The organism is Mycobacterium sp. 29Ha, assembly GCF_032883055.1.
GTDB lineage: Bacteria > Actinomycetota > Actinomycetes > Mycobacteriales > Mycobacteriaceae > Mycobacterium > Mycobacterium gallinarum.
On record NZ_JAMQTI010000010.1, the window covers coordinates 152,482 to 168,404 of the forward strand.

Annotated in this window: 7 protein-coding genes and 7 pseudogenes; 8 read left to right on the top strand and 6 right to left on the bottom strand. The window is 66.7% G+C overall.

Going from position 1 to position 15,923, the window contains the following annotated elements; translation table 11 throughout:
* Window positions 1–18: 18 nt before the first annotated feature.
* The 6 genes and pseudogenes from M1248_RS15285 to M1248_RS15310 all read left to right on the top strand — a co-directional run bounded on the left by M1248_RS15285 (window position 19) and on the right by M1248_RS15310 (window position 5,205).
* Window positions 19–510 (top strand): MaoC family dehydratase N-terminal domain-containing protein, encoded by a 492-nt coding sequence (locus M1248_RS15285; RefSeq protein WP_317148968.1) that lies wholly within the window; start codon window positions 19–21, stop codon window positions 508–510.
* The gene (locus tag M1248_RS15290; RefSeq protein ID WP_317148926.1) at window positions 507–977 is read left to right on the top strand and encodes a hypothetical protein; all 471 of its coding nucleotides are present in this window, start codon (window positions 507–509) and stop codon (window positions 975–977) included. Before M1248_RS15285 ends, M1248_RS15290 begins: the two co-directional genes overlap by 4 nt.
* A gap of 43 nt (window positions 978–1,020) precedes the next feature.
* Window positions 1,021–1,788: an enoyl-CoA hydratase/isomerase family protein gene (locus M1248_RS15295; RefSeq protein ID WP_317148927.1), complete on the top strand. Its 768-nt coding sequence runs from the start codon at window positions 1,021–1,023 to the stop codon at window positions 1,786–1,788.
* A 1-nt stretch (window position 1,789) separates the two neighbouring features.
* Window positions 1,790–2,603, top strand: a pseudogene (locus M1248_RS15300) (TIGR03084 family metal-binding protein).
* A pseudogene (locus tag M1248_RS15305) lies at window positions 2,600–4,328 on the top strand (acyclic terpene utilization AtuA family protein). Before M1248_RS15300 ends, M1248_RS15305 begins: the two co-directional pseudogenes overlap by 4 nt.
* Window positions 4,329–4,378: 50 nt before the next feature.
* A pseudogene (locus M1248_RS15310) lies at window positions 4,379–5,205 on the top strand (SDR family NAD(P)-dependent oxidoreductase).
* A 65-nt stretch (window positions 5,206–5,270) separates the two neighbouring features.
* Here M1248_RS15310 and M1248_RS15315 read toward each other — a convergent pair.
* The 4 genes and pseudogenes from M1248_RS15315 to M1248_RS15330 form a co-directional block, all read right to left on the bottom strand.
* Window positions 5,271–6,641 (bottom strand): annotated as a pseudogene (locus tag M1248_RS15315) (AMP-binding protein).
* A gap of 26 nt (window positions 6,642–6,667) precedes the next feature.
* Window positions 6,668–7,822 carry an acyl-CoA dehydrogenase family protein gene (locus M1248_RS15320; protein WP_317148928.1) on the bottom strand — a complete coding sequence of 385 codons (1,155 nt, stop codon included), beginning with the start codon at window positions 7,820–7,822 and terminating at the stop codon, window positions 6,668–6,670.
* 55 nt (window positions 7,823–7,877) lie between these two features.
* Window positions 7,878–9,582: pseudogene (locus tag M1248_RS15325) on the bottom strand (biotin carboxylase N-terminal domain-containing protein).
* Window positions 9,582–11,184 (bottom strand): annotated as a pseudogene (locus M1248_RS15330) (acyl-CoA carboxylase subunit beta). The pseudogenes M1248_RS15325 and M1248_RS15330 overlap by 1 nt, the downstream one beginning before the upstream one ends.
* 152 nt (window positions 11,185–11,336) lie before the next feature.
* On the opposite strand from M1248_RS15330, the gene M1248_RS15335 reads away from it, so the two are divergent.
* Window positions 11,337–12,476, top strand: a complete 1,140-nt coding sequence (locus M1248_RS15335; RefSeq protein ID WP_317148969.1) for an acyl-CoA dehydrogenase family protein — start codon at window positions 11,337–11,339, stop codon at window positions 12,474–12,476.
* 741 nt (window positions 12,477–13,217) lie between these two features.
* Here M1248_RS15335 and M1248_RS15340 read toward each other — a convergent pair.
* Entirely contained in the window at window positions 13,218–13,784 is a 567-nt protein-coding gene (locus M1248_RS15340) for a DUF6188 family protein (RefSeq protein WP_317148929.1), read from the bottom strand.
* Window positions 13,785–14,085: 301 nt separating this feature from the next.
* Between M1248_RS15340 and M1248_RS15345 the strand changes: the two are divergent.
* Window positions 14,086–14,628, top strand: a pseudogene (locus M1248_RS15345) (Mu transposase domain-containing protein); the annotation flags it as partial.
* 229 nt (window positions 14,629–14,857) lie between these two features.
* Here the strand turns inward: M1248_RS15345 and M1248_RS15350 are convergent.
* Window positions 14,858–15,484, bottom strand: coding sequence for a TetR/AcrR family transcriptional regulator (locus M1248_RS15350; protein WP_317148930.1), 627 nt, complete (start codon window positions 15,482–15,484; stop codon window positions 14,858–14,860).
* Window positions 15,485–15,923: the final 439 nt, after the last annotated feature.

Consider the following 15,923-nt stretch of genomic DNA (forward strand, 5'->3'; position numbering starts at 1 on the left):
GACGTCACAGGCCTGGGCATGACGTTCGGGACCTTCGAAGAGGGCCGGGCGTGGGTCGGTCATCGCTCCGAACCGCGGCGTGCGTGGTTCCCGATCGACCGCTCGATGGTGTTGTACTACTGCTCGCTCGTCGAGGATGCCAACCCCAGCTACTGGGAGGGTGAGGACTGCCCGCCAGGGTTGCTGATGACCCTCGGCTTCTCGCCGCAATGGGTGCCCGAGCACCTCACGCGCACGGACATGATGCTCGCGCTCAGCGTGCCCCTGCCCGGCCACCACATCATCAACGCCTCAACGACAACGGAATTCGAACGCCGCCCCCGCGTAGGCGATCACGTCTCGATCGTGGAGGAGGTCGCCTCGATCTCCGAGCCGAAGACAACTCGGGTGGGCACCGGCGTTTTCATCACGACGGTGAGCACGTTCTCCGATCAGCACGGCGAGATCATCGGACGAAACACCAACGTGCTGTTCCGATACGACACCGACGCCGACGAGGAACCGTCGTGAACTCGAGCAACGAGCGGTCCGCCGCCCGCCCCGCCCTGCGGTTCGACGACGTCGCCGTCGGCGACTCGCTGCCTGCGGTGTCCATCGAAGTCACCTACAAGCGCATCTGCATGAACGCGGCCTCGACGTGGGACTGGTTCCCCGGTCACCACAACCCCGAGTACGCCCAGAGCCAGGGCCAGCGCACGATCTACCTGTCGACCCTCTTCTATCACGGCTTCATCGACCGCGGCCTCAACGAGTGGGCCGGCCCCGACGCTCTCATCCGACGCCGCACGATCTCGATGATCCGGTCGATCTATCCGGGCCAAACCGCGACCCTGAGCGGCAAGGTCGTCGGCAAACGGCGCGACGGGGGGCGGCACCTCGTCGACCTCGAATTGCTCGTCTCAAGCGAGGACGGCCCCTGCGTACCTAGCGAAGCCACCGTCGAACTGACCGACGAATCCGCTGAGGCGCCGACGTGAACCACCGACCGCGTCCGCGGCGACGTTAAGAGACGGAGGCCCAGTGGGCGAGCAACCGATCCGCTACGAGGTCGTCGGCGGCGTGGCGTGGCTGACGATCAACCGCCCCGAGGCGCGCAACGCGCTCAACTACGCCGTGCGCACGGGGCTGTTCGACGCGGTGCGCCGCTTCAACGACGACGACGCGGCGAAGGTTCTCGTCCTCACCGGCGCGGGCGACAAGGCGTTCTGTGCGGGCGGTGACTTGAAGGAGATGGCGCAGAACGCGCTGAAAGTGCCGCCGAAGGACTTCGCTCCGCAGTTCGGCCGCAACATCGACGTCGCGAAGCCGACGATCGCGGCGGTCAACGGTATCGCGTTCGCCGGGGGCTTCCTGCTCGCACAGCAGTGCGACCTGGTGGTGGCCGCCGAACACGCGACCTTCGCGGTCAGCGAGGTCAAAGTGGGTCGCGGGTCGCCGTGGGCGGCACCGCTGTCGTGGCTGGTGCCCCCGCGCGTTGCCATGCAGATCCTGCTGACCGGCGACCCGATCACCGCCGAGCGCGCCCACCAGGTCGGCTTGGTCAACGAGGTGGTGCCGGCCGAGCAGTTGCGCGAGCGTGCTCACCAGTTGGCACTTCGGATCGCCGCGAACGCGCCGCTATCGGTGCTCGCGTCCAAGCGCACCGTGTACCTCTCGGCACAGCATCACCTCGCCGCCGCCTACGACCTGGCAGACGAGATCTGGGAGCCGGTCTACCTGAGCGACGACGCGCAGGAAGGCCCGACCGCGTTCCGCGAGAAGCGCCCACCACAGTGGAAGGAACGCTGACATGGCGGTGACAATGCAGTCGCTAATCGCCGACATCGAAGCGGAGACGGCAGCCCAACGCGGATTGGTCGCGCCGCTGCCCGAAGGTCCGCACGGCTGGGACGCGCCGACTCCGGCAAAGGGCTGGACGATCCGCGACCAGATCAGCCATCTGGCCTTCTTCGACGACGTGGCGGTCCGCTCGGCCAGCGACCCCGAGGGGTTCAGCAGCGAGTACCTCCCGATGATGGCCGACGACAGCATCTCACCCGACGCCATCGCCGCGCGCTACCGTCTCATGCCGGCTGCTGACGTCCTCGCGTGGTTCGACACGTCGCGTGGCGTACTCGTCACCACTTTCGCGGGCATCTGACCGGCGACGCGCCTGCCGTGGTTCGGCCCGCCGATGAGCGCGGTCTCGTCACTCACCGCTCGCCTCATGGAAACGTGGGCGCACGGCCAGGACGTCGTCGACGCGCTCGGCGCGACCAGCGAGGCCACGTCACGGCTGCGGCACGTGGCCCACATCGGGGTGGGTGCGCGCGCATTCAGCTACCTGGCCAACCGGTCTTGAGCCACTTACCGACCCGGTCCGCGTCGAGCTGGCGGCCCCTGACGGCACTGTCTGGACGTGGGGGCCAGCTGATGCCAACGATCGCGTCAGGGGGCCCGCGCTGGACTTCTGTCTGTTGGTGACTCAGCGCCGCCACCGCGACGACACGTCCTTGGTCGCTGACGGCCCGGTGGCATACCAATGGCTCTCGATCGCCCAGGCCTTCGCTGGACCGCCTGGCGGCGGGCGTGCCGCGGGCCAGTTCGCAGGGGTGTCGCGGTGAGCGTCCCGATCCGCATCGGCAAGTGTTCCGGCTTCTACGGTGACCGCATCGCCGCGGCCCGAGAGATGGTCGAGGGCGGCCCGATCGACGTGCTGTGCGGAGATTACCTGGCCGAACTGACCATGCCCATCTTGGCCAAGGCCCAGGCCAAGGATCCGAACGGCGGATACGCGCGCACGTTCCTTACTCAAATGGAGCAGGTGCTAGGCACCTGTCTCGACCGTCGCGTCAAGGTCGTCGCGAACGCGGGCGGGCTGAATCCCGCTGGCCTGGCCACCGCGTTGCGGGAGCTGGCCGGACGTCTCGGCCTCACCGCGCGCGTCGCGTACGTCGAGGGCGGCGACCTGCGCGGCGACTTGGCCGCGATCACGCCGCCTGTCGGCGAGACCAAGCCGGTGTCGGCCAACGCCTACCTCGGCGCGTGGGGCATCACCGAGGCGCTGCGCTCGGGCGCCGACGTCGTCGTGACCGGCCGGGTCACCGACGCCGCACTGGTGGTCGGTCCTGCCGCCTGGTGGCATGCCTGGGCACCCGACGACTGGGATCGGCTCGCGGGTGCGGTTGTCGCCGGGCACGTGATCGAGTGCGGGCCGCAGGCGACGGGCGGCACCTACGCGTTCCTCGATGAGAGTCACAGACCGCCGCTATCCGGGGTTCCCGATCGCCGAGGTCGCTGAGGACGGCTCTTCGGTGATCACGAAGCATCCGGGCACCGGTGGGCTGGTCTCGGTCGGGACGGTCACCGCCCAGCTGCTCTACGAGATCGCCGAACCCGCCTATCTCGGCCCCGACGCCGTGACCCACTTCGACACCATCCGCCTGAGCCAACAGGGTGAGCACCGTGTCGCCATCAGCGGCACCAAAGGCAGTCCCCCGCCCGACACGCTCAAGGTCGCGCTGAACGAGGTCGGCGGATTCCGTAACACGATGACCATGGTGCTCACCGGCCTCGACATCGAGGCGAAGGCGGCCTTCGCCGAGCAGCAGCTTTTCGACGTTCTCGGCGGACGCGACGCCTTCGACGAAGTCGATGTGAGACTGCTGCGTTTCGACGTATCCGATGCGCCGACGAACGAGCAGGCGTGCGCGCATCTGCGTGTCACGGTCAAGGACGCCGATCCGCGCAAGGTGGGGCGGGCGTTCTCCGGTGGGATCATGGAGATCGCCCTGGCCGGTTTCGCTGGCTTCCACACCACCATGCCGCCGTCTCCTCGGGAGACTGCTTTCGGTATCTACCGGCCTGCCTACGTGCCGCGCTCGGCAGTTACACACGTGCTCGTCGACGGCGACGGCACCCGGCACGAGATCTCCGACCCACCGACTGGTGCCGTCCCCCCAGCCGGAGTCCCCGGGCCAGCGAATCTGCCAGCACCGTCCGGACCGACGCGGCGTGCGCCACTCGGGTCGGTACTCGGCGCGCATTCCGGGGACAAGGGCGGCAACGCCAACGTCGGCCTGTGGGCGCGCGACGACCCCGGCTACGCGTGGGCACGCGAGTATCTCAGCGTCGAGCGCCTGCGCACGCTGCTCGGGCCGGAGGCGGCGAACCTGCGTATCGAGCGCTTCGAGCTGCCGAACCTACGAGCGCTCAACGTGGTGGTGTACGGCCTGCTCGGTGATGGGGTGGCATCCTCGACCCGGCCGGACGCGCAAGCCAAGGGGTTCGGGGAGTACGTGCGGTCCCGCGTGGTGGACATCCCCGAATCGCTGCTCAACGCACGCTGAACCGTTCGGTACGGCACCGGCGGTACCCCCTAAGAGAAGGTGGAACGCACATGGGCAAGCTGGACGGCAAGATCGCGCTCGTCTCCGGGTCGGGGCGTGGCATCGGCCGCGCCATCGCCGAGAAGCTGGCCGGAGACGGCGCCAAGGTGGTCGTGAACGACCTCGACGCCGGGCCGCGAAGGAGACGGTCGCCGCGATCGAAGCTGCCGGTGGCACCGCGGTCGGGTGCGCCGGCAGCGTCACCGAGGACGGCTTCGCCGAACGTTTCGTGCAGACGGCCGTCGATGAGTTCGGCGGAGTGGACATCATCGTCAACAACGCCGGCTACACGTGGGACTCGGTATTGCAGAAGATGAGCGACGAGCAGTGGGACGCGACCCTCGACGTGCACCTCAAGGCGCCGTTCCGTATCCTGCGCGCTGCCCAGCCGGTGATCAGCGCGGCGGTGAAGAAGGAGCGCGAGGCCGGTAACGTCACGTGCCGCAAGGTCGTCAACATCTCCTCGATCGCGGGCACTGGCGGCAATGCCGGCCAGGCGAAGTATTCCTCAGGAAAAGCCGGCATCCTCGGGCTCACGAAGGCGATGTCGAAGGAGTAGGGCCGCTACAACGTGACCGTCAATGCTGTCGCGTTCGGGCTCATCCGCACCCGCCTCACCGAAACTCCCGCCGGTGGCGACGGCAAGATCGAGATCCAGGGCCGCGAAGTGGCGGTCGGGGTCAACCCCGATCTGCTCGCGACGATGGAGCGCGCTATCCCGCTCGGTAGGGCCGGAACGCCAGCCGACGGCGCCGGTGCCGTATATCTCCTGTGCATCCCCGAGTCCGACTACATCAGCGGCCAGGCGGTGATCTGCGGCGGCGGCTTCAACGCCTGACGTGTCAGCTGGCTGCTCCGTTACCCGATCATCGCGCACCGTGGCCGAGCTGCTCGGGCCCGAACTCAGCGCAGGACGACTCCGCCCTCGATGCCCGCGAACCGCTTGCGCAATTCGGTCTTGAGAAGCTTGCCGGTGGCGTTGCGTGGCAGCTCGTCGACGAAGTGCACGTCGCGCGGACACTTGAAGTGCGCCAGCCGCTCCCGGCACCAAGCCACGATCTCCTCGGCGCTCGGCGCCTGTGTCGCCGGGTCGGCGACCACGATCGCGACGACGCGTTCGCCCCACTTTGCGTCCTTACCGCCGATCACGGCGGCGTCGAGCAGCCGGCGAACACGTTCGGCCCGCGCACGATCAGCTCACCCACGGTCTCGGTCGCAACGTCGCGATCGTGCTCGTCCACGATGCGGGCGTCGACGTGCATCGCCACGCGGCCCATCGACCCGGCCCGCTTGCTGATGTTCTCGGCATCGAGGACGGTCACCAACGGAGCGGTCTCGGTCATGCCGAAGCCCTCGGTGAAGGGCACGCCACGCTCACGCATGAAATCGATGACCGTAAGAGGGACGGGTGACCCGCCACCCATGGCGAAACGGAGCGCGGACAGATCGAAGGAGTCGAAGTCGGGCGCCTTCATGAGCGCGGCCCACATGGCCGGCACCATGAACTGAATCGTGACGTGGTGGTCGGCCATCGCCTGCAGCGTCGCTCGCGGGTCGAAGGACGGCATGATGACGCTGGTGCCGCCGACGTAGAGCAGCGGCAGTGTATGCACTCCCAATCCGCCGATGTGGAACATCGGCGCCACCGCGACCGTGACGTCGTCGCCCCGCAAACCCAAGTCGGTGCCGAGGACGTTGATCGCGTTCCACAGCAGGTTGTCGTGGGTGAGGATCGCCCCCTTGGGCCGGCCCGTCGTCCCCGACGTGTACATGATGAACGCCGGGTCGCGGCCGTCCACGTCGCCGCCGAGCGGTTGGGGTGCGGCCCCCGAGACGATGTCGTCGAAGCCGAGCTCACCCGGCATCGGTACTCCCCCGGCGCGCACGATGTGGCGCACGCGGACCGACCCCAGGCTCGGAGACAGCGGTCCTGGGCTGCGCGGCGAGCTGCTCGTGGAAGACGAGGACATCGGCGCCTGAGTCGGCCAAGTTGTAACCGACCTCGGGGGCGGCAAGGCGCACATTGACCGGCACTGTGACAGCACCGATCTTGGCGCAGCCAAGCAGAACCTCGATGAACTCGGCCGAATTGACCAGCAGCACCGCGACCCGGTCACCCCGGCGCACGCCGAGCGCGATCAGGGCGGCGGCGAACTGGTTCGTGCGTCGGTCGAGGTCGGCATAGGTTGTGTGCCGACCGTCGGTGACCAACGCGGTGCGCCCCCCGTTGAGGAAGGAACGCCGGGTAACCCAATGACCGATGCCGCGTTGCATGTGATCCTCTTCCCGCAGGTACGGACTCAGTAGGACGCGGGAAGGTTCAGGCTGTGCTGCGCCACGAAATTGAGGATCATCTCTCGGCTGATCGGCGCGGTGCGCATGAGCCGGGCCGGACCCCAGAGCGTGGCGAGGCCGTACTCGGTGGCCATGCCGTTGCCGCCGTGGGTCTGAATCGCCTGGTCGAGCGCCAGGATGCCCGCCTCGGCCGCAGCGTACTTCGCCATGTTCGACGCCTCACCCGACCCGGGGTCGCCGGCGTCGTGCAGGGCGGCGGCGCGCTGGGTCATCAACCGGGCCAGCTCAACCTGGATCTTGGCGTGGGCGAGCGGGTGCGACACGCCCTGGTGCGAGCCGATCGGCGCGCCCCACACGTGGCGCTCACGGGCGTAGTTGGCCGCCTTGTCGAGCGCGTAGCGTCCGATGCCGTTACCGAGCGCCGCGCCCATGATCCGCTCGGGGTTGAGGCCCATGAACACCTGGCGCAGGCCCTCGTTCTCCGCGCCGATGAGGCTGGCTGCCGGGACTCGGACATCGTCGAAGAACAGAGTGAACTGCTTCTCTGGAGTCACCGCCTGCACCGGGATGAGGGACTTGGTCAGCCCTGGGGCAGCGGTGGGCACGACGAGCAGGCTCAGAAGCCCGCGACCACGGTCGTTGGTGGACGTGCGCGTGACGACCAGGATCGCCTCCGCCTCGTCGACGCCGGAAATGTAGTACTTGGTGCCGCTGATGACCCAGTCGTCCCCGTCGCGTTTGGCGGTCGTGGAGATGTTGTGCGAGTTCGAGCCCGCGTCCGGTTCCGTGATCGCGAAGGCCATGATCGTCTCGCCGCTGGCGATGCCCGGCAGCCACTGCTGCTTGAGTTCCTCGCTACCGAAGGCTTGAATGATCGTGCCGCATATGGTCGGTGAGACGACTGTCATCAGCAGCGGGCAGCCCGCCGCGGCGAGTTCCTCACCGACGATCTGCATGTCGTAGATGCCGCCGCCACCGCCGCCGTACTCCTCGGACAGGCTCACGCCGAGGAAGCCCTGCTTGCCCACGGCCTGCCACAGTTCGGTGCTCTTCTCGCCTGCCAGCGACTTCTCAAGGTAGTACTCGTGTCCGAAGTCCTTGGCGATCTCGGCGACCGCCTTGCGCAGGTCCCGGCGTTCCACCGTTTCGTGCAGTTCCATGACGCTCCTCACATCGGTGATGACGCGCCACCGGTCGGCAGCGCGCCGGGTTCATCTAGGGCTCTGTGGCGTCGGATGCCACTTCACTGCCGTCCGCCGCCCCGACCACGGCGAGTACATCGCCGGTGGAGACCTGGTGGCCGACCTCGACCGGCAGGGCGCCTAACACGCCGTCAATCGGGCTGGCGACGGTGTGCTCCATCTTCATCGCCTCCAGCACGACGAGCGTTTGTCCGGCTGACACCGTCTCGCCCTCGGAGACTGGTAGTCGGATCACCGAGCCGGGCATCGGCGCGGTCAGCGAACCCGGCGGGATCAGCGTGCTCGGGTCGAAGAAGCGCGGCACCACTCGTAAGGCGGAGTAGCCGAGGACGGAGTCGACGTGGGCAAGATCGCCGTCGATGAGTACGTCGAACGCGCGGCGCACTCCGCCCACGCGCAGCACGACACGATCGGTGCTTCCCTCGACCACCTCGACGTCGGTCGACAGTTCGTCGTCGACGCCCAACGATGTTCCCGTCAGATGCAGGGTGTAGCCGACGCGCACTTCGCGGCCGGTCTGCGTCTGCCAGGTTGTGGTCTGCGGTTGCGAGGGGTTGTTGCGCCAGCCGGCGGGGAGTGACGCCTGTAGCGGCGCGACGGCACGCCGCGCGGCCACGCTGGCCACGCAGGGTGCCGGTGCAGGGCCGGTAGTCGTCGGCCGGATCCTCGGCGCACAGACGGGCCTCGACCGCGTGACCGCGGATTCGCGGGCTGTGCATCTCCTCGGGCAGCACGCGGCCCATGGCCACGAGCAGCTGGGCGCGCACCAGGTCGAGTCCGGTGATCAGCTCGGTGACCGGGTGCTCGACCTGCAACCGGGTGTTCATCTCGAGGAAGGCGAATGAGGCGCCCTTGCCATCGTGAGCGGCGTCGCAGACGAATTCGACCGTGCCCGCGCCGACGTAACCGACGGCGCGCGCGGCAGCGATGGCGGCCTCGCTCATCCGACCGCGTAACGCCTCGTCGACAACAGGGGACGGCGCCTCCTCGATCACCTTCTGGTGCCGACGCTGCACGGAGCACTCGCGCTCGAACAGAGAGACAACGTTGCCGTGCGTGTCGGCCATAACCTGGATCTCGACGTGGCGGGGGCGCTCGACGTAACGCTCGAGGAAAACGGTGCCGTCGGCGAACGCGACCGCGGCCTCACGCGACGCGGAGGCGACCGCGTCCTCGAGTTCGTCCGGCGACGCGACAACGCGCATGCCCCGGCCGCCACCCCCGGCGCTGGCCTTCACCAGGACCGGGTAGCCGACGTCGGCCGCCAGCTTCGCCAGTTGCTCGGCGGATAGCCCCATCGTGTCGCCACCGGGAAGCACAGGCACCCCCGCGTCGGACATCAACTTCTTGGCCTGCAGCTTCGAGCCCATCGCGTCGATCGCCTCGGGAGGCGGGCCGATGAAGACGAGGTCGGCGGCAGCACAGGCGCGCGCGAACGCGGCGTTCTCCGAAAGGAAGCCGTAGCCGGGGTGTACGGCGTCCGCGCCGGTGAGCGAGGCCGCGGCGATGATCCGTTGGATGTCGAGGTAGGTCTCGGCGGCAGACGAGCCGGGCAGGTGCACGGCCTCGTCGGCGTCGGCGACATGCCACGCGTCGGCGTCGGCATCGGCATAGACCGCCACAGTGGCGATCCCGAGGGCGCGGCAGGTGCGGAACACCCGCCGCGCGATCTCGCCACGGTTGGCGACCAGGACCTTGCGGATCTTGGGAATCGCCATCACATCCGGAACACGCCGTAGCCGCGCTGGCCACGGACCTCGCCGTTGTGGACCACCGACAGGCAGAACCCGAGAACCGTCCGCGTGTCGCGGGGATCGATGATCCCGTCGTCGTAGAGTCGTCCGCTGTTGGCCAGTGCGACGGATTCGCGCTCGATCTGTTCCTCGACGGCGGCGCGCATCTGCGCGTCTGCCTCCTCGTCGAAGGGCAGTCCGCGGTCGGCGGCGGACTCGCGCGCCACGATGGACAGCACTCCGGCCAGTTGTGCCGGACCCATCACCGCCGACTTCGAGTTGGGCCACGCGAACAGGAAACGCGGCGAGTACGACCGCCCGCACATGCCGTAGTTCCCGGCACCGTAGGACGCACCCATGGTGATCGTCACGTGCGGGACGGTGCTGTTGGACACGGCATTGATCATCTTCGCGCCGTCCTTGATGATGCCGCCCTGCTCGTACTCGGCGCCGACCATGAAAACCGGTGGTGTTCTGCAGGAAGATGAGAGGCGTGTCGATCTGTTTCGCCAGTTGGATGAACTGCGAGCCCTTCTCGGCCTCCTCACTGAACAAGATGCCCCGGGCGTTGGCGAGGATACCGACCGGGAAGCCGTGGATCGAGGCCCAGCCGGTGACCAGTGACGTGCCGTAGAGCGGTTTGAACTCGTCGAAGGCCGACCCGTCGACCACCCGGGCGATGACGTCGCGGGTGTCGAAGGGCACCTTCGGATCGACCGAGGCGATGCCGAGCAGCTGATCGGGGTCATGCACCGGCGGGTGCGGCGGCAAGGTGGGTCCGGTGCCGCACTTCCGCCAGTTGAGCCCCGCCATGATGCGACGGCCGATGCGGATCGCGTCCTGCTCGTCCTCGGCCATGTAATCGGCCAGCCCCGAGGTGCGGGCGTGCATGTCGGCGCCGCCGAGCGATTCGTCGTCGGAGACCTCGCCGGTGGCCATCTTGACCAGCGGCGGACCGCCGAGGAACACCTTGGAACGGTTACGCACCATCACGACGTAGTCGCACATGCCCGGGATGTACGCACCTCCCGCGGTCGAGTTGCCGAAGACCACCGCCAGTGTCGGCAACCCCGCCGCGCTGTGCTGGGTCAAGTCGTGGAACAGCTGCCCGCCGGGCACGAAGATCTCCGCCTGTGTGGGCAGGTCGGCGCCGCCGGACTCGACGATGTTGATGATGGGCAGCCGGTTCTCCCGCGCGATGGCCATGCCGCGGAACACCTTGCGGAACGTGTACGGGTTCGATGCGCCTCCGCGCACGGTGGGGTCGTGAGCGATGATCATCGACTCGATGCCCTCGACCACGCCGATGCCGACCACCACGCTGCCGCCGACGGGGAACCTGCTGCCCCAAGCGGCGAACGGGCACAGTTCGAGGAACGCCGTGTCGGAATCGAGCAGCAGCTCGATGCGCTCTCGGACGAGTAGCTTGCCCCGCTTGCGGTGTCGCGCAACGTACTTCGCCCCACCGCCAGCGTTGGCCAGCGCCAGCTGCTCTGCAATGGCGTCGAGTTGCGCGCTCAGGCCGTCGCGGTTCTCGAGGTAGCCGGGCGCCGTGTCGTCGACCCGATCGGGTAGGACGTGAACCAAAAGTTTCCTCCGAGCGAGCATCGACGCCGATCTGCTGGCAGTAATGTTAGCCGCTATTAACGTCAGGTGACAACCGTGGCAGGACGGGCCTCGGGTCGAGCAGAAGGAGCGTCAACATGGCCCAATTGGACGGGCAGTCGGGCACGGCGGTGATGAGCCCCTGGGAGACCCCTGAGCGGCGTGCCCTGACCGATCTCGCGCAGGCCTTCACCCGCAGGGAGATCACCCCGTACATCACCGAGTGGGAGGAGGCCGGAGAACTGCCGCGCGAGTTGCACCGCAGCGCGGCTCGGGCGGGTCTGCTCGGTATCGGCTTCGCGGAGGAGGTCGGCGGAGCCGGCGGCGACCTGCGCGACCTCGTCCTTCTCACCGAGGGCGTGATGGTGGCCGGCGGCTCGTCGGGGGTGTTGGCGAGCCTGTTGACGCACAACATCGCCTTGCCGCACATGGCCGCGCACGGCGATCCTGACCATGTCCGCCGGTTCGTCGCCCCGGCACTCGCCGGCGAGAAGATCGGTAGCCTCGGCGTGACCGAACCCGATACCGGTTCCGACGTCGCCGGGATCCGCACGACCGCGGTCCGTGACGGCGAGTACTACGTCGTCAACGGAGCGAAGATGTTCATCACGTCGGCGGTGCGCGCCGACTTCGTCACGACGGCCGTGCGCACCGGCGGCCCTGGCGCAGGCGGAATCTCGTTGCTCGTCGTCGAGCGCGGTACGCCCGGGTTCACCGTCTCGAGCAAGCTGAACAAGATGGGCTGGTGGTGCTCGGACACCGCCGAGCTGGGCTACGCCGACGCGCGGGTTCCCGCAGGCAACCTCGTCGGCCCCGAGAACAGCGGCTTCATCCAGATCATGCAGCAGTTTCAAGTTGAGCGCGCCTTCATCGCCGTGCAGTGCTATGCCACGGCGCAGCGCTGCCTCGACCTCACCCTGCAGTGGGTGAAGCAGCGCGAGACATTCGGGCGCGCACTTTCGACCCGTCAGGTCATTCGCCACAAGGTCGTCGACATGGCTACGGCCGTTGACGTGGCACGCACCTACACCCGTGCCGCCGTCGACCGTATCGTCGCCGGCGACACCGACGTGCGCATGGTGTCAATGGCCAAGAATGCGGCGGTCGCCGCGTGCGACCTCGCTGTCGATACCGCCGTTCAGTTGCACGGCGGTATGGGCTACCTGCGTGAGACCGAAGTCGAACGCCATTACCGTGATTCGCGCATCCTCGGCATCGGCGGTGGCACCACCGAGATCATGAAGGAGATCATCGCCAAGCAGATCGGGCTGTGACCGCCGCACCGCTGCGCCACCCTGCCCGGTGGAACAACACTCGGGTGGTTGACAGCGCCTGCAAACACGATTCCCGTTTTCCTCCAGGCGAATACAGGTGCGCCGACCGCCCGGCGATTCACTGAACTGATCGTTGACCTCATGTAGCGACGAACACCCGAGTCGTGACGCGGGCATGTGTTTGAGCGACTACGCTCTTCGCTGAGGATCTGAATAGTTGTGCCGCATCGGCTATGGCGTGCGGTCAGCGCGGATTGCATTCTTTGGCGAAACTGCGCCCACTCGGTCACCGCGAAGGCCCAGGGTGTCATGTCATGCTACGCCAGCGTTCCGGAAGCCCGCACGGTTCCACCGGGGACGAATCGGGTGACGGTGACGTCACCGATTGCGCAACTGACAGCGACGCCGCTCGGCGTACTCCCCAGCACGAGCACCGGACATGTCATAAGAATCCTACTCGACATGTCACTGTCCATTCCGGACACGCCGTTGCCGCTCCAGCCTTCGATAGCTCAGCGTGACATCAAAGCAGAAGTTGCCCATTGCGTTGGCGGGGTGATGTCCCCGCTGTTGGATGCGAGTTGGCGCAGATGTGGTCGGTGCACGAGTCGCGGGCGCGGCGGTGACATCGCGGCGTGACTGTGGGGCTACAGCCACGACAGGGCCCCTTCCAAATTCCGAGGTGGAACGTCCGTCCGACCTGGACATCAGCAAGATCCGAGGCCCGCCAGGGCACGAGGTTTAGAGTCGACGCATCTCGCGTTGCATGCTGGCGCGCTCAAGGTAATAGTAATGCCGCGGGTAGTGCCGGCGAGGCTCCGGCCACGCCCGGAACATCCGGTGCAAGGCCATGCGGACAGCACAAGTCGCCCCGGTCCACCAGCGCATGGTCGTCAGCCGCTGCGGCGGCGTTGCGGCAGTGCTGGATCCAACCTCTTTCTGGGTGATGAGAATCGGTGCGACCATGTCGCCGTGGTTCTTGCCGTACAGCTCCCATGCGGCGTCCTCGTCGCCCGCAACATCTATCTGATGGCCACTCGAGAATTCGAGGTGTAGGTAGCCGTCCTCGTCGCAGGCCGCCCGGGTGCACTTCGCTCCGGTGATATCCAGCAGCTGGGGTTGACTGACAGGCACGTTGCCCGGGTCGATGGCGATTTCCTCGACCCGGTAATTGCCCGTCGCCGGCAAAGTAAGGCGCAGCGTGCTGCAGATAACCAGTTCGTTGTAGTTGTCGAGATCGAGCACGATGCAATCCCCAAGCGCAACATGCTGCACGGCGCATCCCTCGATCCGCTGGGTAAGCATCATGCTCCCTTCGACGCGGCATCCGATCTAGCAGTAAGTATACAAGCAGTAGCGTTCCGATACCACTAGTTTCGTTCGTGCTGCGTGACGGACGTGTCGACCGGTTCTTCGCGTGGGCCCATGAGCCCGCATTTGCCGACTCATGAACGCTACGAACCTGGCGGCCGTCACCCGGGTTGAGAAGTCGAAGGGCAAGATGTCTCCGCAAAGGTCCCGGTCGACCTCGGAACTCCCACACCTTCAACGAGTTCCTAGCGGTATAGGCCGAATCGGCAAGCACTCGAGCTAAGCTGAGTTCAGAGAATACGGGTTCGACTCGGACTTCTGCCGCGGTGCCGATCGATCGAAGGGCATCGTCGAGCATCTGTGCGGCTACGCCCAACAACACCTAGCCATCCCGATGCTCACCGAAGTCGCCCTGACCGGTGAGCAGGTCGATCTGCGTGCCCTCCAGGGCCAGGCCGCGTCGTGGTGCACCGAGGTCAACGCCGCGGAGCATGCGGAGATCTAGGCCGTGCCCGATGTGCGGCTGGCGGAGGAACGCACGGTGCTGGCGGCTCTGCCGTCGCTGCGGCCCGGGATCGGCGCCGGGTCGGTGCGCCGCAAGGTCGACAGCCTGTCGTGTATCCGCTGCGGCTCAGCTCGCTACTCGGTGCCCACACGGCTCGTCGGCACCACCGTGGCGGTTGTTGTGGATCACGGCGCGTTGATCCTGCTGGAGCCCGCGTCCGGGGTGATCGTCGCCGAGCACGAACTGGTCAGCCCTGGCGAGACCTCGATCCTCGATGAACACTACGACGGTCCCCGGCCAGCACCCTCACGAGGGCCACGCCCATCGTTAAACCCGGATTGATGCGCTATCCGGGTGACTCGGCCGAAGTAACATCACCCGCCGAAGCAACAACCTGCGCCCGCCGATTTGCACCGGAATCTGGACGCCACCATGCCAACGATCAGGTCGCGCTGCTAGGGACCACGTCACCCTGTCGACGACGGACCTCCCTGTATTGCCATTTCAACGCCATCATCATCGGCATCGAGAATGACGGGCGACAACGGCGCTATTCCGCTGGTTCTTAACAGAGGTATCGATCCGACAGCGTCGCTGCCCATCGGCTTGCGTGATCGACGATTTGTTGTGCGTCCACATCGAGCAGCTTCGCCTGCCACGCGCTGATGAGTTCGACGAACCCACCCACGGCGACCAGTGCGTCCATCCGCAAAGCGGTCTGGTCGGTATCGGGCTTCAGGTGCGGATGGGCAGCGAGTAGGACTAGTTCGGTCGCCTGTTGCACTGCTGCGATCCGACGTTCTTGAAGAGGCGAGCTGCCGGCATGGTGTGTTATCAAGATCTGCGCCCGCCCGGGGTTCTGTGTGATGCGCTCGACGACCATGAGAATTGCTGCGCGAACGGCGTCCAGCGGGGGCCGATCTGCGTGCGCCGCAAAGACGTTTTCGATCTCTGCGAGCATGTCGTCCCGGACGCTGTCCCATGCGGCGACCAGTAATCCGTCACGGCCGCCGAATTCTTCGTAGAAGTAGCGGTCATTGAGCGACGTTCGGGCACACACCCCGCGCATCGTGACTGCGGCCCAGCCGTTTTCACTCCAGATTTCGATCGCTGCCATGATGAGACGACTCCGACGCTCGGCGCGGCGTTCGGCGGTGGTACGGCCACCCCAGATCCTTGCCTTCGCGCGCATATCCTCATCCGTGATGCATCACGTCAATATGCCCGCGAAATCGTGACAAACGTCCGTGCCCGGCAACCAACTGACAGTACGGTTCCCGATTGTCGCACATGACCTCAATTGGGCCTCATCATTCACGTCGAGATGGGGTCGTAGTCCAGTCTCGCGACCCGTCGTCGCTGCGCGGTACTCGGCGTCGCAACGGCGTGGACTTTACCCTTATCGAACAGGAATGGCTGCACGTAGCGACGATGGACCACTGCCGTCTACCGGATGGCGAACTGCAACATTTTCTTCCAGATCGTGGAGCGTGGGTGTTTCCCTCGAACTGATTGAGGGTTTGCTTGACAAAGCCGTTGAGGCGGGACCAAAGTGGTGTCATGCGCCCACACTTATGGCCTGCGCCACCAGTTGGTGGTGTCGAATCATGCTGCCTCCCGGATGAGAGGTG